The following is a 25,239-nucleotide window of genomic DNA, read 5'->3' as shown; positions in this document are numbered from 1 at the left end:
CCTTCCGCCGAGGGCGCAAGAACGGCTAAACGCAACCTGAAAGCGGAGCGGGCTCGCTTCGCTTTCACCTCAAACTGCTCGGGTGTCGCGGGTGGGTATCTACCTCCCTATCGCGGAAATGTCCGTCAACATGGTGGTTCTGCTCGCCATGGGGGGCGCGGTCGGCTTTCTCTCGGGCATGTTCGGCGTTGGCGGCGGCTTTCTCATCACGCCGCTTCTGATTTTCTACAATGTCCCGCCTGCGATTGCCGTTGCGACCGGCGCAAACCAGGTCATCGCCTCGTCCTTTTCCGGTGCGCTCGTGCACTTCAAGCGCGGCACACTGGATTTCAAGCTGGGTGGCGTATTGCTCGCAGGTGGTGTCGTCGGCTCCTCCATCGGCATTTATGTTTTTGCCTATCTGAGAAGCCTTGGGCAACTCGATCTCATTGTCTCGCTTCTCTACGTCGCTTTCCTGGGCTCCGTAGGATCGCTGATGATGATCGAGAGCGTGCGGGCGATACGGCGCACGCGCGGCGGCCAGGTCGCTTCGCTGCGCAAGCCCGGCCAGCACAACTGGGTTCACAAGCTGCCGCTCAAGATGCGCTTTCGCGCTTCAAAGCTCTTTGTCAGCATCATTCCGGTTCTGGCGCTGGGCGCGATTATCGGTTTCCTCGCATCGATCATGGGTGTGGGTGGCGGCTTCATCATGGTCCCTGCGCTGATCTATCTGCTCAAGGTCCCGACCAATGTCGTGATCGGCACCTCGCTGTTCCAGATCATCTTCGTTGCAGCCTTCACAACTGTGGTTCACGCGCAGGCAAACCAGACGGTTGATGTCGTGCTTGCATTCCTGCTCATGGTCGGCGGCGTTGCAGGTGCGCAATATGGTGCGCGTGTAGGCCAGAAACTGCGCGGCGAGCAGTTGCGCGCGCTTCTGGCGCTTCTCGTGCTCACCGTCGCCCTGCGTCTGGCCTTCGATCTTTTCGTGCGTCCGGCAAGCCTCTACACGCTTGGTGGCGGAGGCGTGTAAATGCTGGCTCGGATTGCAACAGCTGCAGCATTTCTGGGACTGAGCGCAGTAGCGACGTTGGCGCAGCCGCGTGATCCCGAAAGCATCCAGATCGGTCTATCGACCGATAGTGTTGCCATCACCTCGAATTTCGCAGGCGCCAATCTCACCATCTTCGGTGCGGTGGACAATGCCGATCCGCTGATCGCGCGCCAAGGCCGCTATGACGTCATAGTCGTTCTTGAAGGGCCTGCGAAACCGGTCGTCGTGCGCAAGAAGTCGCGCGTGCTTGGCATGTGGATCAACACACAATCGGTCGTCTTCAAGGATGTGCCCGCGTCCTATTCGGTGGCGATGACGCGCCAGCCGCAGGATATCACCACTCCTGCCGCCTATTCCCGGCTCGCGCTGAGAGCCGACAACATCCACCTGCAGCCGCTTGATCCCGACGGCAACCAGAACACGATCGAGGCTTTCACCGAGGCCTTGCGGGACCGCAAGAATGCGGTTGGGCTTTATGTGGAGCGGCCGGGAGGGGTACGCTTTCTTTCGCAGAACCTGTTCCGCGCGACCCTGCAGCTGGCGCCAAACGTGCCCGTGGGAACTCACCGCGCGCGTGCTTTCCTCTTTCGCAATGGCGATTTCATCCGCGAGACATCTGCGGCACTCACCATCAAGAAGGCGGGTCTGGAGCAGCGCATCTACGAGTTCGCGCATCAAAATGGCCTCGCCTATGGTCTTGCTGCCGTCCTCCTGGCAATCATCACTGGCTGGCTTGGCCGGATCATCTTCCGCAAGGATTGATCAGGACGGTTTCAGCGCCGAAGCGTTGATCGGATAGATCTGCGCACCCAGCACATAGGCGATCAGGCGCTCGACCGAGAAGATGCCTTGGAAGGCGCGGTCCAACACATTCAGATTTCCCGTCAGGCTGCCGAAGGCCGGCATGATCAGGCGCTCGCCATCACTGGCAAAACATGCACGTCGGACCGAGCGCCCCCGCCGCACGATGCGTGCGCCGGGATGCAGATGACCCGCCACCTCGCCTGCAGCCTTCCCGCTTGTGGGCTCGTGACGGAAAACAAGCGCGCCAAGCGCCAAGGCCTCCGAGCAGAAGCCACCGAGCTCTTCAGGCGGTTCGGGATCGTGGTTGCCGGAAATCCAGCACCAATCGCGTCCCCTGATCTGCGCGTTGAGGCGATCACGGAATATTTGCGGCAGATGGCCCGAGCCAAGCCTGTCATGAAAGCTGTCGCCCAGGCTGATGACGAGCCGTGGCTGATATCGCTCCAATACCGCATCGAGCCGGTCGAGCGTTGCTGCCGTGTCATAGGGCGGCAGGAAACGGCCGCGCCTTGCATAGGCCGCGCCCTTTTCCAGATGCAGGTCGGATATGACAACAACACGGTCGGCAGGCAGGTACAGCGCACCGCTTGCGTCACAAAGAACGGGCTCGCCATTCAGCTCGATTTCTGTTGCAGGGAGGCTTCGTGCCGGCCGCATGGTCATTCGTGCATCGCCTCCTCGATCAGATCATCAGCAGCTTCGCGCAGGAGCGCATCGTCGCTCTCACCCGGCACGGCTTCCTTGCCGATATCAAGCAGGATGGGGACCGCAAGCGGGGAGACGCGCGACAATGCCTTGTGCGTGATTCGGCCACGGGTGCGCGACAGCATTTCGCCGAGGCGCGCTATGTCGAGCAGACCCGTGGCCGCATCCCGCCATGTTGCCTGAAGCAGGATGTGATCCGGCTCATGCGCGCGCAAAACGTCATAAATAAGATCGGCGGACACAGTCACCTGCCGTCCGCTTTTCTCTTTTCCCGGATGGCGTTTCTCCACCAGCCCGGAAATCACCGCACAGTTGCGAAAAGTGCGCTTCAAAAGCCAACTGTCGGCCAGCCATGCCTCCAGATCGTCGCCCAGCATGTCCTCATCAAAAAGTGCATCAAGCGAAAGCAATCCGTTAGAAATCATCGTGCTCATGTCGTTTATCGACCAGATCGCGAGTGCATAATCGCTGGCCACGAAGCCAAGCGGCCTTGCGCCCGCGCGTTCCAGCCGACGCGTGAGCAGCATTCCGAGCGTCTGATGCGCCAGACGCCCTTCGAAGGGATATGCGACCAGATAGTGTTTGCGCCCGCGCGGAAATGTCTCAATCAGAAGATCACTTTTTCTCGGCAGAATCGAACGCAGTTCCTGAATCCTGAGCCACTCGGCTACCTGATCGGGCAGCGCGTTCCAGCGGTCGTGATCGGCCAGCATGGCGCGCACTTCCGATGCCAGATATGTAGAAAGGGGAAATTTGCCGCCCGCATATGACGGCACCATCGCATCCTGTCCGGAGGCGTTGGTTACGTAACATTCGTTTTCGCGAATGCCTTCGAAACGTAGCACGCGCCCGGAAAACATGAAGGTGTCGCCGGGGCCCAGCGTTTCCAGAAAATATTCCTCCACCTTGCCCAAAACCATGCCGCCACGCGGGCTTCCCGCTTTCGCACCCCGGCGCGTGAGGCGCACATTGAGCATGGGCGCCTCGATGATGGTCCCGACATTCAGTCGGTATTGCTGGGCGAAGCTTGGGTGGCTGATGCGCCAGCGGCCATCCTTCATCTTCCGGATGCGGGCATAGCGCTCATAGGTCTTCAGCGCATAGCCGCCATTGGCGACGAATTCCACGACGCGCGAGAAGGTGTCCGCGTCGAGCTTCGCATAAGGCGCTGCAGAGACGACTTCGCGGTAGAATTCGTCCTCGTCGAAAGGCCCTGCCGCCGCCCTTCCCCAGACATGCTGAGCGAGCACGTCCAGCGAGCCGTCCACCAGTGGTGGCGTATCCTGCGCACCGAGATAATTCGCTTCAAGGGCGGCACGGCATTCCATCACCTCGAAGCGATTTGCGGGCACGAGGATCGCACGGCTCGGCTCGTCCATGCGGTGGTTGGAACGCCCGATGCGCTGCGCCAGACGGCTGGCACCCTTCGGCGCGCCGACATGGATGACGAGATCGACGTCCCCCCAGTCGATGCCGAGATCCAGCGTGGAGGTGGCAACGATGGCGCGCAGCGCATTGTCCTCCATCGCCTTCTCCACACGCCTACGCTGAGCGACGTCAAGCGAGCCATGGTGCAGCGCGATGGGCAGCGTGTCCTCGTTGATGTGCCACAGCTCGCGGAATAGATATTCCGCCTGGCTGCGCGTATTGACGAAGAGCAGCGTCGTCTTGTGCTGGCGGATCTCCTCATAGATCGCAGGAATGGCGTAGCGTGCGGAGTGGCCAGCCCAAGGCACACGCTCTTCCGTCTCCAGGATCGTGATGTGCGGCTTGGCACCACCGGCAACCGTGACCAGTTCCGCCATGGCTCCAGGCGGGTTCTGAGGCACCAGCCATCGGCGCAGCTCGTCGGGTTCGGCCACCGTGGCAGAGAGCCCGAGACTCTGGAAATCTGGCGCTAGCGAGCGCAGGCGCGCCAGCCCAAGGGCAAGCATGTGCCCGCGCTTGGAAGTCACCAGCGAGTGAAGCTCGTCCAGAACGACAAAGCGCAGATCCTTGAAAAAGCGGTCCGCATCGGGCGAGGCAATCAGAAGTGCAAGCTGCTCAGGCGTCGTCAGCAGGATGTCTGGCGGCTTGATCTTCTGGCGCTGGCGTTTCGAAGACGGCGTGTCGCCCGTGCGTGTTTCAATCGTGACCGGCAACCCCATCTCCTCCACAGGTATGGTGAGGTTGCGGTGAATGTCGACAGCGAGCGCCTTGAGCGGCGAAATGTAGAGCGTGTGGATGCCGCGCGCCGGCTCCCCCGGTTTGGTCGGGGCGCGCGTGGCAAGATCGGTCAGCGCGGGCAGAAACCCGGCCAGCGTCTTGCCTGCGCCGGTTGGTGCGATCAGGAGTGCCGACTTGCCCTGCCGCGTTGCATCCAGAAGCGCCAGCTGATGTGGTCTGGGCTTCCAGCCGCGCGCGGCAAACCACCGCCTGAATTGTTCCGGCAGCAGGGCATCAGGCGTATCTATCGGCGCAATGGGCTTGGTCACACTCCAGAACTAAAGCAGAACATGCCGCCCGCCAAGACCAGCAGCTTGCCTTTTTCTACAGAGCCGGTGCGCTTTCGGTGTCCGGCAGAGGCATGGCAAGTGCTGCGGCATCGCCCATCACGTCACGTCTGGCGGTGCAGATGAGACCCATTACCGGCTCTGCGCGATCCATGCGGATGACTTCACGGCGGCAGTCGACCAGCACCAGGCCGTTTTGTGCAAGCAAGCGTTCCAGATAGGGGCGGGAATGGGCGAAGCGACGCGAGGGGCGCAGAAAGAAATCTTCCTCGCCTGTATGTTCCTCGACCGAAAAGGCAAAAACGCCATCGGGCGAAAGCGCGCCCGCCACAAGCGGCATCACGCGGTCGAGTGCGCCCAGATACATGAAGACATCGGCCGCGACCACGAGGTCGACAGAGACACCCAGCCGCTCCACCAGGTTCAGATCCGACTGGGCGAGCCGGTCATAAAAACCCTTCTCCTCGGCCTTTTTCAGCATCTCGCCGGAGATGTCCATGCCTTCCAGAAAGCTGACATGGTTCCGCAGCCTTTCACCCATGAGGCCCGTGCCGCAGCCGATATCGAGAGCATGCGCGAAACCTGCACCTGCCTCGCGAGGCAGGCTTGCTATGGCTTCGGCCAGAAGCTCGGGCACGCGATATTCGAGCCGTTCCACCAGCGACTTGTCGAAATCTTCCGCATATTGGTCGAAAAGCGCTTCGACGAAGGCGCTGGGCGGGGCCTCGATGCCAATGGAGATGCCAAGAAGCTCCAGCCTCAATGTGGCCCCCAGCCGATCCTTCGGGTCGAGCCGGAGGCAATGGCGAAATGCATCGGCTGCGGCCTCGCGATTTCCAGCCGCTTCATGCATTTCGCCCAGGCGATACTGGCCACCAAGCCATTCCGGCGCGCACTCCACCGCCTGCGCCATCAGGTCCGCTGCAGCGGCGTGATCGCCTGAAGCGAAAAGCATCTCGGCATAATCGGCGCGGCGATCCGCAATCGGATCGCCCGAGGGCAGGAAGAGTGGCTTCATCTGAAGATGTTCGCAGAGAGTGATCGGCGCGCGCTTATGATGCAGCTTTCGCGTGCTTGCAAGCATCTTTCTTTCGCCGCTTCAGCGCCTATCTTGTTTCCCATGCAAGCACAGGATCTCCTTCGCCCGCGGCCGGAAGGCCTTTATTGCCCGCCGGGCGACTTCTATATCGATCCGGTGCGCCCGGTTGACCGCGCGCTCATCACCCACGGCCATGCCGACCATGCCCGCTCCGGCCATGCCCATGTTCTGGCGACACGCGAAACGCTGGACATCATGGCCATCCGCTATGGCAAGGATTTCGCGGGCCAGCGGCAGACGGCAAGGCTCGGCGAGACGCTCGACATCAATGGTGTGAAAGTCACCTATCACCCGGCAGGCCACGTGCTTGGCTCCGCTCAGATCAGCGTCGAGCATAACGGGCTGAAGATCGTGGCCTCCGGCGACTACAAGCGCCGCCTCGATCCGACCTGTCTCCCCTTCGAGCCGGTCGCTTGCGACATCTTCATCACCGAGGCCACCTTTGCGCTGCCCGTCTTCGTTCATCCGCCGGTGGAAGAAGAGGTGGAGCGGCTCTTGCACTCACTCGATCAGTTCCCTGAGCGCACCCATATTATCGGCGCCTATGCGCTGGGGAAGGCGCAGCGGGTCATCGCGCATATCCGGGCGGCGGGCTACACTGCGCCGATCTATCTGCATGGCGCGCTGCAGAAGCTTTGCGATTACTATCAGCAGGAAGGCGTGGATCTGGGCGATCTGCGCGCCGCCACGATGGAGAATGCGAAGGACAAGCTGCCGGGGCAGATTGTCGTCGCGCCACCCTCGGCGCTGGCCGACCGCTGGTCACGGCGATTTGCCGATCCGCTCGACTGCTTTGCCTCCGGCTGGATGCGCATTCGCCAGCGTGCCAAGCAGCGCGGGGTGGAGCTGCCACTCATCGTTTCCGATCACGCCGACTGGAACGAACTTTGCGACACGATCCACGCCACCGGCGCGCGCGAAGTCTGGGTGACGCATGGGCGCGAAGAGGCGCTGGTGCGTTGGTGCGAGTTGCAGGGCATTGCTGCCCGCCCGCTTCACCTTGTCGGCTATGAGGACGAGGCGGAGTGATGGAGCGCTTTGCCGAACTTCTCGACCGCCTGGTCCTGACGCCATCGCGCAATGGCAAGCTGCGCCTGATGGTCGACTATTTTCGCAACACGCCGGACCCCGACCGGGGCTACGCTCTTGCGGGATTGACAGGTGGGCTTGATTTTCCAGCGGTGAAGCCTGCCCTCATCCGCAGCCTTGCGACCGAGCGCATGGATGATGTGCTTTTTGCCTATTCCTACGATTATGTGGGCGACCTTGCCGAGACCGTGTCGCTGATCTGGCCAGGGAGCGGTGAAGAAGTTCAGGCGCCGACACTAACACAGGTGGTCGATCGCCTCTCCTCCACCAGCCGCTCGGACGCGCCAAGCGTGATGAGTGACCTCCTCGACCGGCTGACACCGTCAGGTCGTTTCGCCGCAATCAAGCTTGCGACCGGTGGCCTGCGCATCGGCGTTTCGGCGCGGCTTGCAAAACAGGCTTTGGCGCAGTTCGGCAACAAGGATGTCGCGGAGTTGGAGGAACTCTGGCATGGGCTCGAAGCGCCGTATGAAGACCTCTTCGCCTGGCTTGAAGGCCGCGCGGAAAAGCCAGAAAACGCAGCCAAGGCGCCTTTTCGCCCTGTCATGCTTGCCCATGCATTTCAGGATCCTGACCGCGCGCTCGAGCCGTCCGACTATCGCGCGGAATGGAAATGGGACGGCATCCGCATCCAGGCCGTCAGCGACGACGGCGTGCAGCGGCTTTATTCGCGTACCGGCGACGACATATCCGGCGCGTTTCCCGACCTTCTGGAGGCGATGAACTTCAACGCGGCCCTTGACGGAGAACTTCTCGTCGGCGATCCGCGCGACCATACGGGAAGCTTTTCCGATCTCCAGCAGCGGCTGAACCGCAAGACCGTCTCGAAGAAGATGATGAAGGAATATCCGGTCTTCCTGCGCTGCTATGATCTTCTCATCGAGGGTAGCGAGGACCTGCGTGCGCTGCCCTTCACCGAGCGGCGCACGAGGCTGGAAGCCCTCATGGCGAAGCTTCCGGCCGAACGCTTTGACCTGTCGCCGATGGTGGAATTCGCCGATTGGGACGAGCTTGACCGGCTGCGCCACGAGCCGCCGCACCCCGTCATCGAAGGTGTCATGCTGAAACGTCACGACGCGCCCTATCTCGCCGGACGCCCGAAGGGGCCCTGGTTCAAATGGAAGCGCGATCCCTTCACCGTGGATGCGGTGCTGATGTATGCCCAGCGCGGGCATGGCAAGCGGTCAAGCTATTATTCCGACTACACCTTCGGTGTGTGGTCGGGGCCTCAGGACGATCCGGTTCTGGTGCCGGTCGGCAAGGCTTATTTCGGTTTCACCGACGAGGAGTTGAAACAGATCGACAAATTTGTTCGCGACAACACGATAGAGCGTTTCGGGCCGGTGCGTTCTGTGCGGGCAAACCGCGATCACGGTCTTGTTCTGGAAATTGCCTTCGAGGGGCTCAACCGCTCCACGCGCCACAAGTCGGGCGTTGCGATGCGCTTCCCACGCATCTCGCGCCTGCGCTGGGACAAGCCGCCTCATGAGGCCGACCGGATCGAGACGCTGGAAGACATGCTGACCTGAAGCCTATTCGGCGTCATAAACCGTAACCTTGATCGAGTAGATGCCAAGCTCCCGGCCCTGCCCTTCCACATCGGGGACGATGGCAATTGTGCCGCCGCTTTCAGGATCCACATCCGGAAAAGTGCGTTCGAAAAGGTGGTCGCTCTGTTGCGGACCGACCACGTAGCGAATGCGCCCGCAGTCACCCAAATTGCCGAAATTGCACGATAGCGAAAGCTGCGTCTCCTCGCCTTCACTCGCTGCGGCGGTGACATTGAAGATCGCTGTCTTGCCGGCAAGCTGCTCCAGAATGCCCTGCCCCACATCGAAGATGACCGCAGTATCGGTTTGGCCGGATGAAAGGCGCATCAGCTGGCCCTCGCCGCTGTCAGCGATCTGCGCCTGGGCACCTGCCGGTGCCGCCACGGTGGTCGGATCATCCGGCGAGAAGATGGTGATCCAGGTACGGTCGTCCGGCGAGCCACCTATCGGCGCGCGGCCCTCACTGCCGCTGCCGGGATCATAAGATTCTTCTTCCGTGCCGCGTGGTGGATTTGGCACCGACCCGTCGCGCTCGGCTGCGGACTGCAGAAGACCGATATCGAAGACCCACCAGGCGCCAATGCCCAGCATTGCAAGGATCGTGGTCGTGACGAAGAGTTTTGCGAAGGGGCGCGGAGGGCGCTCATCGCGCGCAGCACGCTTCTTCTGCCGACGGCTCTTGGGAGCTTCGGAGGCGCGTTGTTGCGGTGCCAGACGGTCGTCAGCGGCAAACTCCGGCATGTCTGCGCGAGGAGAGGCTGGAGCAGGCGCGGCATCAAGCCGTGGCTCCATGCGCTGCGGGCGCTGGGGTTCGGCACCAACCGATGGTGCAGCCGGGTTCAGCCGATCATCTGGACCGATTGTCGGCGCTGCGGAATGAACTTGCGGGTCGGGCGAGGCCGGTGCCTGTGGCTGCGGTGCAGCCTGACGGCGACGCGGTATCGACGCGGCCACGGTTGCCGGAGGGCCGGCTGGCACGAATTCCTTCTCGATCTGCGAAATAACCTGCAGGAGGCGTGAGCGGCGGTCGGCTTTTTGGGCCGATGTCAGATCCTGCTTTTCCGCAAGCGAGCGCTCAAAGGCGGAGAAGACCTGCCGGTACACTTTCTCGCGATGCGCCTTGTCCAGCGGATCACCGCGTTCCAGCGCATTTCGTATTGAGTTCTTGACCGACTCCAAACCACTTCCCCTTCACCCGGTAAACCAATCGTTAACCGCAGTTGGACCGGTGATCAACGCAGTTGCACGGCTCAAAGGTCCTGCGGGGGAGAGAAATCTGTGGCTAGTGCGTATACTCTCTCTGGGGCAGGCTCCGCACTGGACCAATCGCGCGTGCTTGACAGAATGCCGGCATAACCGGCAGCTATCACCGATCAATTTTCACGAATGAAAGGCGGGGCAGCCATGCTGAAGACACCGTATTTGCTCTTTCTCGGCGACGCGCCGGACCAGCTCGCGGCGAAAGTCGCGCAGGGCATCAAGGACTGGCGCCCGGAGCATTGCGTTGGCCAGCTGCGCCTTGAAGGCTGCAAGGCCGATCTTGGCCTTCCGGAACTCACCGTCGCCGAAGCCCGCGAGAAAGGCGCGCAGACGCTGGTCGTCGGGGCTGCCAATCGCGGCGGCGTCATCTCTCAGAACTGGCTTGCCACGCTGGTCGAGGCTGCAGAAGCCGGTATGGACATTGCATCTGGCCTTCACAACCGGCTGACCTCGCTGCCTGATCTCGTTTCCGCAGCCAAGGTAAACAGCACATCGCTCTACGATGTGCGCGTCCCGCAGCACGAGTATCCGATCGGCGACGGCAAGAAGCGCAGTGGCAAAAGATGCCTGGCCGTCGGCACCGACTGCTCGGTCGGCAAGATGTACACCGCGCTCGCCATGGAAAAGGCGATGCGGGAAAAGGGCATGAAGGCAACCTTCCGCGCGACCGGTCAGACGGGCATTCTCATCACCGGTTCGGGGGTGCCGCTTGATGCCGTGGTTGCCGACTTCATGGCCGGCAGCGTGGAATGGCTGACACCCGACAATGATGAGGACCACTGGGATCTGATCGAGGGACAGGGCAGCCTCTTCCACCCCTCGTTCTCAGGCGTCACAATGGCATTGGTGCATGGCGGACAGCCAGATGCGCTGGTGCTGTGCCATGAACCGACCCGCACGCATATGCGTGGCCTGCCCCATTACGGTCTGCCAAGCCTTGAGGCACTCCGCGATCTGTCGCTGACGCTCGCAAAAGTCGTCAATCCGGATGTGAAGGTGGTGGGTGTTTCGGTCAACACCGCCGCACTTGACGAGGATGCAGCTCACAAGTGCCTGGAAGAGATCGAAAGCCGCATGGGGCTGCCGACCGTCGATCCGTTCCGCAATGGCGCCCACCGCCTGGCGGATGCACTTGGCTGAGGCCTACCCAGCATCTTCTTCTTTCAGACGGAACCAAATTCGCTGTTTCTGAATTTCCAACTCACAGTTCAAGACGGTCTGGCCGTCGCGAGTAGAGAAAGGAAACAGCATGAGACGCGAACCTGAAGAGAGAACGACGGTTGTGACGACGGACAGCGGCGGTGGTGCCGGCTGGTTCATCGTCGGCGCGCTTGTGGTTGCTGCGCTTGTGGCCGTGTGGCTCTTTGGCGGCGGCGTGCTTGGCACGGGCGGCGGCGAGGCCGAGCTGAATGTGGATGTGGACGCACCACAGGTCGCACAGCCCGCAGAGTAACATCATGCAGGTTTCCCGCTCGGGGCCAAAGCATATGCTGTCCCTCGGGCCCTGAATGCGGGACCAGAAAACCGGTCACGGACTTGAGGTCCATGGCCGGTTTTTTTACGCCTTGCCGAACTAGCTGGCCGTTGCCACAGCGCGCTTGGCCATCACCTTGATAAGGTTTGCGCGATATTCCGCCGAAGCGTGAATGTCAGACATCAATCCCTCAGCGGAAACAGACACATTCTGCAGTGCATCTTCACTGAAAGAATTGGCCAGCGCCTCCTCAATCGCGCTGACGCGGAACACGCCTTCTTCACCCGCGCCCGTGGCGGTCACGCGGATGCCGTCATTGCCTCTCGCCACAAAAACGCCGGTCAGAGCATAGCGTGAGGCCGGATTCGGGAATTTCGCATAGCCTGCCTTCTCCGGCACCTCAAAGGAGACTGCGGTTATGATCTCGTCTTCTTCCAACGCCGTTTCGAACAGGCCAACGAAAAAGTCGTCCGCCGTGATCTCACGGCTGTTGGTGTGGATCGTCGCGTTCAGCGCCAGAAGCGCCGCCGGGTAATCGGCAGCCGGATCATTGTTGGCTACCGAGCCGCCGATCGTGCCCATATGGCGCACATGCGGGTCGCCGATATGCGAGGCGAGATCGCAGATCGCCGGACAGGCTCTGGCAAGCGCATTGTCGCTTGCAACCTCGGCATGGGTGGTGCCCGCACCGATCTTCACCTGGTTTCCGTTGACTTCGATCCCCCTCAGATCGGCTATATGGCGCAGATCGATCAGGTCGCTGGGTGCCGCCAACCGCGCCTTCATGGTGGGGATCAGCGTCTGTCCACCTGCAACAAACTTGCCGTCATCCGCCCCGCCCAAAAGCTTCACTGCCTCATCAACTGAGGAGGCGCGGTGATAGGTCGTCTCATACATATCGTTTCTCCTCTGGAGAGCGAGTAGCGAATAGGGGTTAGCGAGTAACCGAAGGCTTCATCTTCCTATTCGCTATTCGCTATTCACTACTCACTATTCGCTCTTCTGCAATGCAGCCCACACCTTTTGCGGTGTTGCGGGCATGGTCAGGTTGTTGTGGCCGATGGCGTCGGTAATGGCGTTGATGAGTGCCGGGGGCGAACCGATGGCGCCTGCCTCACCGCAACCCTTGATGCCGAGCGGATTGCCCGGACAGGGCGTGTTGGTGGTCGAGACCTTGAAGCTTGGCAGGTCGTCGGCGCGCGGCATGGTGTAGTCCATGTAGGACGCGGTGATGAGCTGGCCGGTATCCGGGTCATACTGGCAGCCTTCCAGAAGCGCCTGACCGATGCCCTGCGCCAGTCCGCCATGGACCTGTCCCTCAACGATCAACGGATTGATGATATTGCCGAAATCATCGGCTGCCACGAACTGCACGAGCTCGGTCTTGCCCGTTTCGGGATCAACTTCCACCTCGCAGATATAGCAGCCTGCCGGGAAGGTGAAATTGGTGGGATCGTAGAACGCCCCCTCCTTCAAACCCGGCTCCATGCCTTCGGGCAGATTGTGAGCTGTATAGGCGGAAAGGGCAACCTGGAACCACGGCACGGTCTTGTCGGTGCCCGCCACCTTCGCTTCGCCATTCTCGATGACGATGTCGCTCTCGTCGGCCTCCAGCATATGCGCGGCGATCTTCTTTGCCTTCGCCTCGACCTTGTCGAGCGCCTTGACGATGGCGGACATGCCGACGGCGCCAGAGCGCGAGCCATAGGTGCCCATGCCCATCTGCACCTTGTCGGTGTCGCCATGGACAATGGACACCTGATCGATGGGCACGCCGAAACGGTCCGCCACGAGCTGGGCAAAGGTGGTCTCATGCCCCTGGCCGTGACTGTGCGAGCCGGTTAGCACTTCGATCGTGCCAGCAGCATTCACCCGCACTTCTGCTGATTCCCAAAGGCCCACACCAGCACCGAGAGAGCCGACAGCCGCCGAAGGCGCGATACCGCAGGCCTCTATGTAACAGCTCATGCCGATGCCGCGCAGCTTCCCGCGCTTCTTCGCTTCCTCGCGACGGGCGGGGAAGCCGTCATAGTCCGCCTCACGCATCGCCGCCTCAAGCGAAGCCTCGTAGTCGCCTGCATCATAGTTCATGATGACGGGCGTCTGGTGCGGGAACTCGCGGATGAAGTTCTTGCGCCTGAGTTCTGCCGGCGAAATACCGAGTTCACGCGCGGCCGTTTCCATGGTGCGCTCAACGACATAGGTCGCTTCCGGCCTCCCTGCACCGCGATAGGCATCCACCGGTGCGGTATTGGTATAGACGCCGCGCACATTGCAGTGGATCGCCGGAATATCGTACTGGCCCGACAGAAGCGTCGCGTAGAGATAGGTCGGCACCGAGGATGAGAAGAGCGACATATAGGCGCCGAAATTGGCGATGGTGTCGACCTTCAGGCCAATGACCCGGTTATCCGCGTCGAAGGCCATCTGCACTTCCGATACGTGATCGCGGCCATGGGCATCGGTGAGGAAACTCTCGGTGCGGTCGGCCACCCACTTCACAGGCACGCCGGTGCGTTTTGACGCCCACAGGCAGGTGACTTCTTCCGGATAGATAAAGATCTTGGAGCCGAACCCCCCACCCACATCGGGCGCGATGACACGCAGCTTGTTTTCCGGGGCCACATTGTAGAACGCGCTCATGACGAGGCGGGCCACATGCGGGTTCTGGCTGGTGGTCCAGCAGGTATAGTGGTCTTCCGCCTTGTTATAGTGGCCAAGGGCCGCGCGCGGCTCCATCGCATTGGGCACGAGGCGGTTGTTGACGATCCTGAGGCGCGTCACGTGCGCCGCTTTGGAAAGCGCATCATCCGTCGCCTTCTCGTCGCCGATCTCCCAGTCATAGATGAGATTGCCGTCGGCTTCCGGGTGGAGCTTTGGCGCGCCCTGCTCCAGCGCCTTCACTGCATCGGTGACTGCCGGCAGTTCCTCGTAGTCGATCTCGACGGCTTCGGCTGCGTCTCGCGCCTGACCTTTCGTGTCTGCGATCACGATGGCGACTGCATCGCCCACATAGCGCACATATTCCGTCGCGAGTGCCGACCATGCGCCCATCTTCATGGGGCTCTTGTCCTTGGAGTGGACCATCCAGCCGCAGATGAGATTGCCGATGCCATCAGCCTGAAGCTGCTTGCCGGTGAGCACGTCCACGACGCCCGGCATGTCCCGCGCCGCGTCAACACTAATGGATGTGATGCGCGCATGTGCATGAGGGCTGCGCACGAACACCGCATGCTTCATGCCCGGCACCGCCATGTCGTCCACATAGCGGCCAAGACCGGTGATAAAACGCTTGTCTTCCTTGCGCGCCACCCGCGCGCCAATGCCTTCGATACCCATGGGTTCTCCTCCCGAACCGTGGTGAATGGAGAAATGGTGAATTGTGAATGGGAGCGTAGAATTCACCGCCTGACCTCCTCCGCCAGACCGTCACTCCACCATTCACTATTCCCTATTCACCATTCGCTGCTTCACGCTGCCTTCGCCTTGCCGCTCATCTCTTCGGATGCGGCGAGAATGGCTTTCACGATATTGTGGTAGCCGGTGCAGCGGCAGATATTGCCTTCCAGCTCCGCGCGAACCGTCTTCTCGTCAAGCCCTTCGGGGTGACGGGCGATCATGTCCGTTGCGGCCATGATCATGCCCGGCGTGCAGAAGCCGCATTGCAGACCATGATGTTCCTTGAATGCACGCTGGACGGGATGAAGCTCCTCCCCCTCGGCCAGCCCCTCGATCGTCCTGACTTCGGAGCCGGAGGCCTGGGCGGCCAGCATGGTGCAGGATTTGACGGCCTTGCCGTCCACGTGAACAACACAGGCGCCGCATTGCGATGTGTCGCAGCCGACGTGGGTTCCGGTCAGCCCCTGCGTCTCACGCAGGAAATGAACGAGCAATGTTCGATCTTCCACATTGGCCGAAACCTTGCGGCCATTTACCACCATCGACACATCTGCCATGGGTCCTCCTCCAAACGGATTGCCTAAGCTTCATGGCGACGGCTCCTCCCGCCGCAAATGGCAGCTTACCGCAGGCATGGTAAGAGTCCATGATGTTTTGCAACCAAAAGAAATGCCGCGCGAAAACCGAAAAACGCGTCTTGATCTTCGCAGCCGTTGGAGCTATCAGGCGCACATCACGCGCGGACATATCCGCGCCGGGCCGCTTTAGCTCAGTTGGTAGAGCACATCATTCGTAATGATGGGGTCGCGTGTTCGAGTCACGCAAGCGGCACCAGTTTTGCTCCCGAAGAACCACATCGCTCAAGCCGCGTGCCAGGTGCGCATGCCTTCCACCTCTTGCGCCATGTCCTCTGCCAGCGCCTTCAGTGCCGGGGTGGCAGGGGCGCGGTGGGTTTCTATGCGCAGGGCGGTCATGTCGGCTTGGTAGCGTTGGGCGAGACGGGCGGGATCGGCGCTTTCGGGGAGCTCGCCCAGCGTCTTGGCCTTTTCGAATATAGCGCGGATTTCTTCGGTCATGGCGTCCAGATAATGGCGCGCCTGAGTGGCGATGGCGTCGTCTTCTTCTGTTGCAGTCAGCAGGGTCTTGATGAGCATGCAGGCGCGGCAGGCGGGTTTTGCGCCGTCTTCGCCTGCAAAGCTGCGCAGATGATCGGCCAGCGCCTTCAAGGGTGAAGGTGAGGCCTCGGCCATCTGACGCAGGGCATCGCGGTTGCGTTCGAAATAGCGCTCCAGCGTCGCCAGATAGAGCGCCTCCTTGCTGTTGAAGGCGGCATAGATGCTGCCGGGCTTCATGTTCAGCGCATTTTCGAGATCCTTCAGCGAAGTGGCATGAAAGCCCTTGCGCCAGAACAGGGTCATTGCCGCATCAAGGGCTTCTTCACGATCATAAGGGCGTGCGCGTGTCATAACTCTTTATATAGCGCCTGCGACCGGGCTTGTCGCGCTGTCGATGACTTGCGACTTGCTCACGTTTGAGTGATCACTCAAATAGGCTATTGAGTGATCACTCAAATTGCCTATTTTCGCTCCTGACCCGGCACCCGATGCAGCCGGAGAAACAGACAGGAGATTTTTGAATGGTCGATTTCACCTTCCACGACGAGTCCACAGCCCCGGAAGAGAGCAAGCCGCTGATCGAGAAGTCCAAGGCTGCCTTTGGCCGCCTGCCGGGCCTGCACAAGGTCATGGCCGAGGCGCCCGGCCTTCTGGAAGGCTATCAGCGCCTACACGAGCTTTTCGTCAATTCCAGCTTCGACAAGGATGAGCTGACCGTCGTGTGGCAGACCATCAATGTGGAGAACGAGTGCCATTATTGCGTTCCCGCGCATACGGGCATTGCCAAGAATATGGGCGTGGATGACGCCATCACCGAAGCGCTGCGCAACGAGACACCCCTTCCCAACGCGCGCTTGGAAGCATTGCGCAGCTTCACGCTGAAGCTCGTGCGCGATCGCGGTTTCGTGGCGGATGAGGATGTTCAGGCTTTCCTCGATGCCGGATTTACCAAGCGCAACGTGCTGGAAGTGATCCTCGGCTACTCACAGAAAATCATGTCCAACTACACCAATCATCTGGCCAAGACGCCGGTCGACCCGGTGTTTGAAAAGTTCGCCTGGTCGAAAGCCGGCAAGTAGTTCTGGCCGTTTTAACGCATCTCCCCTGCGCTCATCCACAGGCGCAGGGGCAATTTTCAGAACAACTTCGACGCGCAACAAGCAAGTTTGTTTCGCATAAAACGCTTAAGCAGGACAAAGTGTTGCACCTTCCGCAGCGGCTGCTGAAAGCGTTTGACGTATTGGTAATTTAGAGTCCTAATCCCCGCTTCAACCCGGCTCGAACCGAGACTGCCGCTGAGGTTTTCTGCTGAATGGACGACAACCATTCTTTGATCCTGCAGTTTGATGCGGCATTTGCCGCATGTTTTTGCGCGAAACGTGATGGGTCGTGCATGCAACAGCTGCGCCGGAGTGCTTTCTCGGCCTTCCAGAAGAACAGATCAGGTGTGGAGGACTGGCCCGAATTTCGGGACTGATAAAACACATGACTGTTCGAGGGAGCGGCAGCGCGCCTTTCGAGCCAACCAATCATGATCGCGCAAAGCGACAAGCGGGAGTAAGAAGAACATGTTCGTTAAGGCATCCATCAGGGGTCTGATGACAGGCGCGGCGATCCTCGCCAGCGTCTCCATGGCATCAGCCGTGACCTATGTCCGCGGCAATGACGGCGATCCGGAAACGCTCGACCAGCACAAGACCTCAACCGTCTCGGAAGCACATCTTCTGCGTGACCTTTACGAAGGTCTGGTGATCTACGATGCCAAGGCCAAGGTTGTGCCCGGCGTCGCAGAAAGCTGGGAGATGTCGGCAGATGGCACCGTTTACACCTTCAAGCTGCGCGAAGATGCGAAGTGGTCCAATGGCGACCCGGTAACGGCTGAAGATTTCGTCTTCTCCTTCCAGCGCATCCAGAACCCGGAAACCGGGGCGAAGTACGCCACGATCCAGTATCCGATCAAGAATGCCGAAGCGATTAACAAGGGCGAGATGGAGCCTTCCGAGCTCGGCGTGAAGGCAATCGACGAGCACACGCTCGAGATCACCCTTGAGCGCCCGACTCCCTACTTCCTTGAGCTTCTGACGCACCAGACCGGCCTTCCGGTGCACAAGGCAACCGTCGAAGAGCATGGTTCGGACTTTGTGAAGCCGGAAAACATCGTCACCAACGGTGCCTACACGCTCGTTTCCTTCGAAGTGAACGACAAGATCGTCATGGAGAAGAACGAGAATTTCCGTGAGGCCGACAGCGTTCAGATCGATCGCATCGAGTGGATCCCCTTCGAGGACCGTTCGGCCTGCGTGCGCCGCTTCGAAGCTGGTGAAGTTCATTCCTGCTCCGATCTTCCGACCGAGCAGCTTGCCTCCATCAAGGAGCGTCTGGGCGACCAGGTCCGCACGCCACCCTATCTCGGCACCTATTATTATGCGCTGAACACGCAGAACGAGGCCCTCGCCGACAATCGCGTGCGCCAGGCACTTGCCATGACCATCGACCGCGAATTCATCGCGGAAGAGATCTGGTCCGGCTCGATGCTTCCCGCATACACGCTGGTGCCGCCCGGCATCTCCAACTATGTCGACAATCCGCCGAAGCCCGACTGGGCCGAAATGTCTCCGCTCGACCGCGAAGACAAGGCGATCGAGCTCATGAAGGAAGCCGGCTTCGGCCCCGACAAGCCGCTGGAGCTCGAACTCTCCTACAACACCTCGGAGAACCACAAGAACACGGCGACCGCCATCGCCGACATGTGGAAGCCGCTTGGCGTCAACATCACCTACAATGTGCGCGATGCATCGGCTCACTACGCACATCTGCGCGACAGCGACGACTACCAGATCGCACGTGCCGGCTGGATTGGCGACTATTCCGACCCGCAGAACTTCCTGTTCCTGGTCGAAAGCGACAATACCGGCTTCAACTACGCCAAGTATGACAACAAGGATTATGACGCGATCATGGACCGGGCGGCCGCAGAAACCGACCTTGAGAAGCGTGCAGAGATCCTTGCCGAGGCGGAAGAGATGTTCATGAACGACATGCCGTTCATCCCGATCCTCTTCTACTCCTCGCATTCGCTCGTCTCGAACAAGCTCAAGGGCTGGGAGGACAATATTCAGAATGTCCACGCCACCCGTTTCCTGAGCATCGAAGAGTAAGCCAGAGAGCCTCGTGAAACGCGCCGGCGCCATTTTGATCCATGGATCAGGTGGCGCCGGTGCCATATCGGGCACGCGCTCGACAATCCGCAGGGGCTAGCGAGCCATCCTGCCCGTATGCGCAAACGGCGCTTCACCAGGCCCATATTTGAGAGCAAGCCGATGTTTGGCTACGTCATTCGCCGCCTTCTGGGCGCGATCCCGACGCTGTTTTTCGTCATAACAGCATCATTCTTTCTCATGCGCATTGCGCCGGGCGGCCCGTTCGACCGCGAGCGCGCGCTTGAAGCCAAGGTTCTGGAAAACCTCAACAAGGTCTTCCATCTCGACAAGCCGCTTTGGGAACAATATCTGCGCTATCTGGGCAATCTGTTCCGCGGCGATCTTGGCCCCAGCTTCATCTATCGCGACTTCTCCGTTCAGCAGCTTCTGGGCAATGGCCTTCCCGTATCGATCCAACTTGGCGGGACGGCCCTTTTGGTGGCGCTCTTCTTCGGCGCGCTGCTTGGATCCATCGCTGCACTCCGGCAGAATTCCTGGGTTGACTATGGCGTCATCTCGGTTGCCACCTTCGGTATTACCGTTCCGAATTTCGTTGTCGCGCCCGTTCTTTCCCTCATCTTCGGCGTCTGGCTTTCCATGCTTCCGGCCGGTGGCTGGAATGACGGTGCAATCGCCAATCGCGTCCTGCCCGTCATCACGCTGGCCCTGCCGCAGATCGCCATCATCGCGCGTCTGACACGCGGCTCCATGATCGAGGCCTTGCGCTCCGACCATGTGCGCACCGCACGCGCCTATGGTCTGCCGTCGCGGATGATTGTCGTGGTGCATGCCTTGCGCGCGGCGATCCTGCCCGTCGTCTCCTATCTCGGCCCCGCAGCCGCCGCACTTCTGACCGGCTCCGTCGTTGTCGAGACAATCTTCGGTTTGCCCGGTATCGGCCGGTACTTCGTGCAGGGCGCGCTCAACCGCGACTACACGCTGGTCATGGGCACCGTCATCATCATCGCGGTCTTCGTGGTGGTCTTCAATCTGATCGTCGACCTCCTCTATGCCGCCCTGGACCCGAGGGTTCGCTATGACTGATATCGCAACAAACACGCCCGAGGCGGCAGCCGGCGTAACACCGCGCGGCCGCTCGCTCTGGGCCACCGCCTGGCTGCGCCTGAAGCGCAACAAGGCGGCCATGGCGAGCCTCATCATGCTCGTCCTGTTCATTTTCGCCGGCATTTTCGGCCCGATGCTCTCGCCGCACCACTATGCGACGGTCTATCCGGAATATGTAAAGGTGCCCGCCAGCCTTGAGGCCTATCCGCGCGACGACGAGATCGTGCCGGAGGCCGAAAGTCTCGTGTCCCGTGCACGGCTTGAAGCACAATCCGTCGAGGTTGAAGGCAACACGCTTCGTGTGGTGGCCACCTCGCGCCGCGAGATCGACCCGCGCGTGACGCGCTATTTCGACCGCTCGAACCTCTTTTCCAATGCGCAGGTCGTGGAGACCAGTGCAGACGGGAAGACGGCTACCATCGAGGCCGAAGTCAGCCGCGTGCGCTTCATCTTCGGCACTGATGCCAATGGCCGCGACCTGTTTTCACGCATCCTGATTTCCATCCGCATCTCGCTGATGATCGGTGCACTGGCGACTGGCGTGGCGCTCATAATCGGCGTCATCTATGGAGCGACAGCGGGCTTCCTTGGCGGGCGCGTCGACAATCTGATGATGCGGGTGGTGGACATTCTCTACTCGCTGCCCTTCACCTTCTTCGCCATCCTTCTGGTCGTGTTCTTCGGGCGCAATGTCGTCTTGATGTTCGTGGCCGTGGGTGCGGTCGAATGGCTGGACATGGCGCGCATCGTGCGCGGGCAGACCATCTCGCTGCGCCGACGCGAATTCGTGCAGGCGGCAGAGGCGCTCGGTGTCCGCTCCGGCGGCATTCTGCGCCGGCATATCATTCCGAACACGCTTGGACCGGTCATCATCTACATGACGCTCCTGATCCCCAAGGTGATCCTGCTTGAAAGCTTCCTGTCCTTCCTCGGGCTGGGCGTGCAGGAGCCGCTGACTTCGCTTGGTGTTCTGATCGCCGAAGGCGCGAAGAACATGCGCGGCTCGCCCTACATGCTGCTCTACCCCTCGCTTGCACTCACGCTGCTGCTCTTTGCCCTCAACTTCCTGGGCGATGGCCTGCGTGACGCGCTTGATCCGAAGGACCGCTGACATGAGCGAACAGATGAAAGAAACCATCTTCGACATTCGCGACATCCGCGTTTCCTTCGACACACCCGATGGCACGGTGGAAGCGGTGCGCGGGGTGGACATGCAGGTGCGCGCAGGCGAGACGGTCGCTGTCGTGGGTGAATCCGGCTCGGGCAAGAGCCAGATCATGATGGCCTCGATGGGGCTGCTTGCCAGCAATGGCAAGGCGTCTGGCTCGGTGAAGTATCGCGGGCAGGAGCTGATCGGCATGCCACGCCGCCAGCTCAACCGCATCCGTGGCGCGAAGGTGACCATGATCTTCCAGGAGCCGATGACCTCGCTCGATCCGCTCTACACGATCGAGCGCCAGATATCGGAGCCGCTGCGCGTCCACGGCGGGCTTTCGGCCGGGGCAGCGCGCAAGCGGGCTCTGGAGCTGTTGAAGCTCGTACACATTCCCGATCCGGAACGGCGGCTGAAATCCTATCCGCACGAGCTTTCGGGCGGGCAACGCCAGCGCGTGATGATTGCCATGGCGCTTGCCAATGATCCCGACCTCCTGATCGCCGACGAGCCGACCACCGCGCTCGACGTGACCATCCAGGCGGAGATCCTGGGCCTTCTGGCCGAGCTTCAAAAGAAGCTTGGCATGGCCATTCTCTTCATCACCCATGACCTGACCATCGTCGAGGCCTTCGCCGACCGCGTCTATGTGATGAAGAAGGGCAAGGTTGTCGAGGAAGGACCGACCGAAGCCATCTTCCAGCGTCCGCAGCAGGACTACACGAAGATGCTTCTGGGGGCGGAACCGGAAGGTTCCAAGCCGCCGGTGGATTCGAGTGCGCCCATTCTGCTGGACGCCAAGGATGTCTGTGTGACCTTCGGACAGAAAGGCGGGCTCTTCTCCAAGGGCTTCGAGCTGAAGGCGGTCAACAATGTGAGCCTGGCACTTCGCGCCGGCCAGACGATCGGTGTGGTGGGTGAGTCCGGCTCAGGCAAGTCCACGCTTGGCCGTGCCATCCTGCAGCTTCTGCCGTCGGAGGGGCGCGTGGTGTATCAGGGTAACCCGATCAGCGGGTTCGACCGCAGCGCCATGCGTCCCTATCGGCGAAACCTGCAGATGGTGTTCCAGGACCCCTATGGCAGCCTCAGCCCCCGCATGACGGTCGGTGACATCATCACAGAGGGGCTTCTGGTGCATGAGCCGCAGATGTCCGCGCGCGAGCGCAACGAGGTGGCGGTGAAAGTGCTGGAGGAAGTCGGCCTAGACGGTTCGGTGCGCAACCGCTTCCCGCACGAATTCTCAGGCGGGCAGCGCCAGCGCATTGCCATTGCGCGTGCGGTGGTGCTGAAACCCACCGTGATCGTGCTCGACGAGCCGACCTCGGCACTCGACCGTTCCGTGCAGAAGCAGATCATCACGCTTTTGCGCGACATCCAGGAAAGCCACAACCTCTCCTATATCTTCATCAGCCACGATCTGGCTGTCGTAAAGGCGCTGGCCGACTATACGATCGTGATGAAGCAGGGACAGGTCGTGGAGGAAGGCGTTACCGCAGACGTCTTCGACAATCCGCAGAGCGAGTACACGCGCGACCTCATGAAAGCGGCGTTCCAGCTGCGTGAGGTGCTTCAGCGGCAGGCTGAAAGCCGCGCCTGATCGCCGCAACTGCAAGCTGTTCCCGGCGCTTTCGCGGCGCCGGGACGGCTGGCCCCACAGTTTCTTCGCCTCCCGATTTGACACAGCCCCTGCGGTGTTTCAGGTTTAGGGGGAAGGTCTACGCAGAACAGGCCAAGAAGGAGGGGCGCTTGCTCGTTAGCGAAACCATGGATGCGACCAGCCATCCGGTGCACTTGCTCCGGAACGCCTACAAGGTTGCGCCAGCTGCAGGTTTCGCGCGCCCCCTCCCCCACCAATCGCGCAGTGTCAGCAGCTCGCGCCGCCTCAATGCAGGCCGTGAGCGCACGAGACTGGCTGTGCGTACACCGGGTTTCGCCACGATCCCGGGCTGGCTCCCTGCCAGCTAAAGCGTGGTGCGGCAGGAAACCTGCCGGAAGATGAAGCGTTTTTAGGCTGGAGGCTCCAGCCTCGAGCGCTATCTCAAAGCGAAGAACATTTCCGATTACCAACAGAGGAGAGCAGAATGACTTCACTCAAATCCTATCTGATGGCGGGCATTGCCGGCGTTGCGGTAATGGCCACCAGCGCGAGTGCTTCTGCCGAAACATGGCGTTATGCGTTCGAAGAAGCGCTGAACGAGGTTCAGGGCGTGTTCGCCCAGAAGTTCAAGGAAGAGGTGGAAGCCAATTCCGACCACGAGATCCAGCTTTTCCCATATGGCACGCTCGGCGAATCCGCGGACATCATGGAACAGGCCCAGTCGGGCATCTTGCAGTTCGTCGATCAGTCGCCGGGCTTCACCGGCTCTTTGATCCCCGAAGCTCAGGTCTTCTTCGTGCCTTACTTGCTGCCGCAGGACCAGGAACAGCTCAACGAGTTCTTCCGCACTTCCAAGGCCATCAACGAGATGTTCCCCGAGCTTTACGCAGAGCAGGGGCTGGAACTTCTGACGATGTTCCCCGAGGGCGAAGTCTGCATGACCACCAAGGAGCCGGTGGAGTCGCCCGAAGACCTCAACGAGGTCAAGTTCCGCGTCATGACCAACCCGCTTTTGGTTGAAAGCTATCAGGCATTCGGCGCAACCCCGACCCCGCTGCCGTGGGGCGAGGTCTATGGCGGCCTGCAGACGAACATCATCCAGGGCCAGGAAAACCCGATGTTCTTCATCGAGTCGACTAAGATGTATGAGGTTACCGATTACATCACCTGTGCCGGCCACAACAACTTCACCACTGCGGTGATGGCCAACAAGGACTTCTTCGACGGTCTGTCCGAGGAAGACCAGACGATGATCAACAACGCCATCGACGCGGCTTTCGAGCATATTCTTGAGTATCAGCAGGGCCTTCACGAAGAGTCCATCGAGAAGATCAAGGAAGCCAAGCCGGAGATCACGGTGACGGTGCTCGACGAAGAGCAGCGCAAGCCCTTCAAGGAAACCGCTTCTGCGGTTGAGGAAGCTTTCGTCGAAATGACCGGCGAGAGCGGCAAGAAAATTCTCGACCAGATGAAGGCCGACCTTGAAAATGTGAGCAAGTAAGGCTGCACTGGGGCGGGCGCGCAAGCCGCGCCCGCTTTTTCTGTCCGAGTTCCAGCGGGATCACGCCATTGTCGAAACAGCATCACGATTCCCAGCTTCAGTCCCAGACTGACACCACGTCGACCGACGACACCGATACCGGTGACTACAAGTCGGAGCTTCCCGGCTTTTTGGGTACGATCGACAACGCAATCAGCAAGGTCGAATCCGTTCTGCTTGCCGCGGGCGTGCTTTTGATGGCGCTCAATACCATCGCCAATGTGGTGGGCCGTTTTGTTTTCCAGAGCAGTCTTTTCTTCTCTGAAGAGCTGAACCGGCTCCTGATCGTTCTGATCACCTTTGCGGGCATCAGCTATGCCGCCCGGCATGGCCGCCATATCCGCATGTCGGCCATGTATGATGCGCTTCCCTCGTCGCTGCGCAAGCCGCTGATGATTGCGATCACGCTGGTGACCGCCGTCTTCATGTTGGGCCTCGCCTGGTACTCCGCTCAATACATGATGACGCTCTACGATCGCGGGCGCGTTCTGCCTTCACTGCAGATTCCGGTCTGGATCATCTATGTCTGGGCACCCATCGGCTTCTTCATGACGGGCCTGCAGTACATTCTGACGGCGATCAAGAACATCATCGAAAAAGACATCTATCTCTCGACCAATGTGCTCGAGGGCTATGATGACGACGAAATCGAGATCTGAGGGCG

21 protein-coding genes and 1 tRNA gene are annotated in these 25,239 nt (G+C 60.6%); 14 read left to right on the top strand and 8 right to left on the bottom strand.

Translation table 11 applies throughout. The annotated features are described in order from the left end of the window. The first annotated feature begins 91 nt into the window (after positions 1-91). Both WA367_RS05340 and WA367_RS05335 read left to right on the top strand, forming a co-directional pair. Positions 92-1,012: a sulfite exporter TauE/SafE family protein gene (locus WA367_RS05340; RefSeq protein WP_036482906.1), complete on the top strand. Its 921-nt coding sequence runs from the start codon at positions 92-94 to the stop codon at positions 1,010-1,012. Beyond that, the gene (locus WA367_RS05335) at positions 1,013-1,795 is read left to right on the top strand and encodes a TIGR02186 family protein (protein ID WP_336055751.1); all 783 of its coding nucleotides are present in this window, start codon (positions 1,013-1,015) and stop codon (positions 1,793-1,795) included. Here WA367_RS05335 and pdeM read toward each other — a convergent pair whose 3' ends face one another. The 3 genes from pdeM to WA367_RS05320 are packed head-to-tail and all read right to left on the bottom strand — an operon-like array spanning position 1,796 to position 6,052. Then, on the bottom strand, positions 1,796-2,500 hold the full coding sequence (gene pdeM / locus WA367_RS05330) for a ligase-associated DNA damage response endonuclease PdeM (RefSeq protein ID WP_442935545.1): 705 nt from the start codon (positions 2,498-2,500) through the stop codon (positions 1,796-1,798). After that, on the bottom strand, positions 2,497-5,016 hold the full coding sequence (locus tag WA367_RS05325; protein ID WP_442935544.1) for a ligase-associated DNA damage response DEXH box helicase: 2,520 nt from the start codon (positions 5,014-5,016) through the stop codon (positions 2,497-2,499). Before WA367_RS05325 ends, pdeM begins: the two co-directional genes overlap by 4 nt. Positions 5,017-5,071: 55 nt before the next feature. Continuing rightward, positions 5,072-6,052: a methyltransferase gene (locus WA367_RS05320; RefSeq protein WP_336055750.1), complete on the bottom strand. Its 981-nt coding sequence runs from the start codon at positions 6,050-6,052 to the stop codon at positions 5,072-5,074. Positions 6,053-6,154: 102 nt separating this feature from the next. Between WA367_RS05320 and WA367_RS05315 the strand changes: the two genes are divergently transcribed. Beyond that, positions 6,155-7,162: a ligase-associated DNA damage response exonuclease gene (locus tag WA367_RS05315; RefSeq protein WP_336056043.1), complete on the top strand. Its 1,008-nt coding sequence runs from the start codon at positions 6,155-6,157 to the stop codon at positions 7,160-7,162. Next, entirely contained in the window at positions 7,162-8,751 is a 1,590-nt protein-coding gene (locus WA367_RS05310) for a cisplatin damage response ATP-dependent DNA ligase (RefSeq protein WP_336055749.1), read from the top strand. The genes WA367_RS05315 and WA367_RS05310 overlap by 1 nt, the downstream gene beginning before the upstream one ends. 3 nt (positions 8,752-8,754) lie before the next feature. On the opposite strand, the gene WA367_RS05305 is transcribed toward WA367_RS05310, so the two are convergent. Further along, entirely contained in the window at positions 8,755-9,951 is a 1,197-nt protein-coding gene (locus WA367_RS05305) for a hypothetical protein (protein ID WP_336055748.1), read from the bottom strand. A 225-nt stretch (positions 9,952-10,176) separates the two neighbouring features. Here WA367_RS05305 and dgcN point away from each other — a divergent pair, with 225 nt between their 5' ends. Next, the gene (dgcN, locus tag WA367_RS05300; protein WP_336055747.1) at positions 10,177-11,172 is read left to right on the top strand and encodes an N-acetyltransferase DgcN; all 996 of its coding nucleotides are present in this window, start codon (positions 10,177-10,179) and stop codon (positions 11,170-11,172) included. Positions 11,173-11,281: 109 nt separating this feature from the next. Next, complete coding sequence (locus WA367_RS05295) at positions 11,282-11,485, top strand: hypothetical protein (RefSeq protein WP_336055746.1); 204 nt, start codon at positions 11,282-11,284, stop codon at positions 11,483-11,485. Positions 11,486-11,605: 120 nt separating this feature from the next. Here WA367_RS05295 and WA367_RS05290 read toward each other — a convergent pair whose 3' ends face one another. The 3 genes from WA367_RS05290 to WA367_RS05280 form a co-directional block, all read right to left on the bottom strand. Next, on the bottom strand, positions 11,606-12,403 hold the full coding sequence (locus WA367_RS05290) for an FAD binding domain-containing protein (protein ID WP_336055745.1): 798 nt from the start codon (positions 12,401-12,403) through the stop codon (positions 11,606-11,608). A 93-nt stretch (positions 12,404-12,496) separates the two neighbouring features. After that, complete coding sequence (locus WA367_RS05285) at positions 12,497-14,845, bottom strand: xanthine dehydrogenase family protein molybdopterin-binding subunit (protein ID WP_336056042.1); 2,349 nt, start codon at positions 14,843-14,845, stop codon at positions 12,497-12,499. A 131-nt stretch (positions 14,846-14,976) separates the two neighbouring features. Then, positions 14,977-15,462: a (2Fe-2S)-binding protein gene (locus WA367_RS05280; protein WP_336055744.1), complete on the bottom strand. Its 486-nt coding sequence runs from the start codon at positions 15,460-15,462 to the stop codon at positions 14,977-14,979. Between the two features lie 201 nt (positions 15,463-15,663). On the opposite strand from WA367_RS05280, the gene WA367_RS05275 reads away from it, so the two are divergent. Then, positions 15,664-15,739, top strand: a tRNA-Thr gene (locus WA367_RS05275). Positions 15,740-15,765: 26 nt separating this feature from the next. On the opposite strand, the gene WA367_RS05270 is transcribed toward WA367_RS05275, so the two are convergent. Next, on the bottom strand, positions 15,766-16,371 hold the full coding sequence (locus WA367_RS05270) for a TetR/AcrR family transcriptional regulator (RefSeq protein WP_336055743.1): 606 nt from the start codon (positions 16,369-16,371) through the stop codon (positions 15,766-15,768). Positions 16,372-16,541: 170 nt separating this feature from the next. Between WA367_RS05270 and WA367_RS05265 the strand changes: the two genes are divergently transcribed. From WA367_RS05265 to WA367_RS05235, 7 genes are all read left to right on the top strand, one after another. Continuing rightward, positions 16,542-17,099, top strand: a complete 558-nt coding sequence (locus WA367_RS05265) for a carboxymuconolactone decarboxylase family protein (RefSeq protein WP_336055742.1) — start codon at positions 16,542-16,544, stop codon at positions 17,097-17,099. A gap of 489 nt (positions 17,100-17,588) precedes the next feature. Then, positions 17,589-19,178 (top strand): peptide ABC transporter substrate-binding protein, encoded by a 1,590-nt coding sequence (locus WA367_RS05260; protein WP_336055741.1) that lies wholly within the window; start codon positions 17,589-17,591, stop codon positions 19,176-19,178. 162 nt (positions 19,179-19,340) lie between these two features. Next, complete coding sequence (oppB, locus tag WA367_RS05255) at positions 19,341-20,264, top strand: oligopeptide ABC transporter permease OppB (RefSeq protein WP_036484606.1); 924 nt, start codon at positions 19,341-19,343, stop codon at positions 20,262-20,264. Continuing rightward, a complete protein-coding gene (locus WA367_RS05250; RefSeq protein WP_336055740.1) occupies positions 20,257-21,396 on the top strand; it encodes an ABC transporter permease in 1,140 nt (379 codons plus the stop codon). Before oppB ends, WA367_RS05250 begins: the two co-directional genes overlap by 8 nt. Positions 21,397-21,409: 13 nt before the next feature. Then, entirely contained in the window at positions 21,410-23,035 is a 1,626-nt protein-coding gene (locus WA367_RS05245; protein WP_336055739.1) for an ABC transporter ATP-binding protein, read from the top strand. A gap of 484 nt (positions 23,036-23,519) precedes the next feature. Further along, positions 23,520-24,536, top strand: a complete 1,017-nt coding sequence (locus WA367_RS05240) for a TRAP transporter substrate-binding protein (RefSeq protein WP_336055738.1) — start codon at positions 23,520-23,522, stop codon at positions 24,534-24,536. A 68-nt stretch (positions 24,537-24,604) separates the two neighbouring features. Further along, positions 24,605-25,234 (top strand): TRAP transporter small permease, encoded by a 630-nt coding sequence (locus WA367_RS05235; RefSeq protein ID WP_336055737.1) that lies wholly within the window; start codon positions 24,605-24,607, stop codon positions 25,232-25,234. The last annotated feature ends 5 nt before the right edge of the window (positions 25,235-25,239 follow it).

Origin of the sequence: Nitratireductor sp. CH_MIT9313-5 (assembly GCF_037029545.1) — a bacterium.
In the GTDB taxonomy this organism is placed as follows: Bacteria; Pseudomonadota; Alphaproteobacteria; order Rhizobiales; family Rhizobiaceae; genus Chelativorans.
Note: the sequence above shows the minus strand (reverse complement) of the source record. Positions and strands in the feature narration are given on the sequence as shown.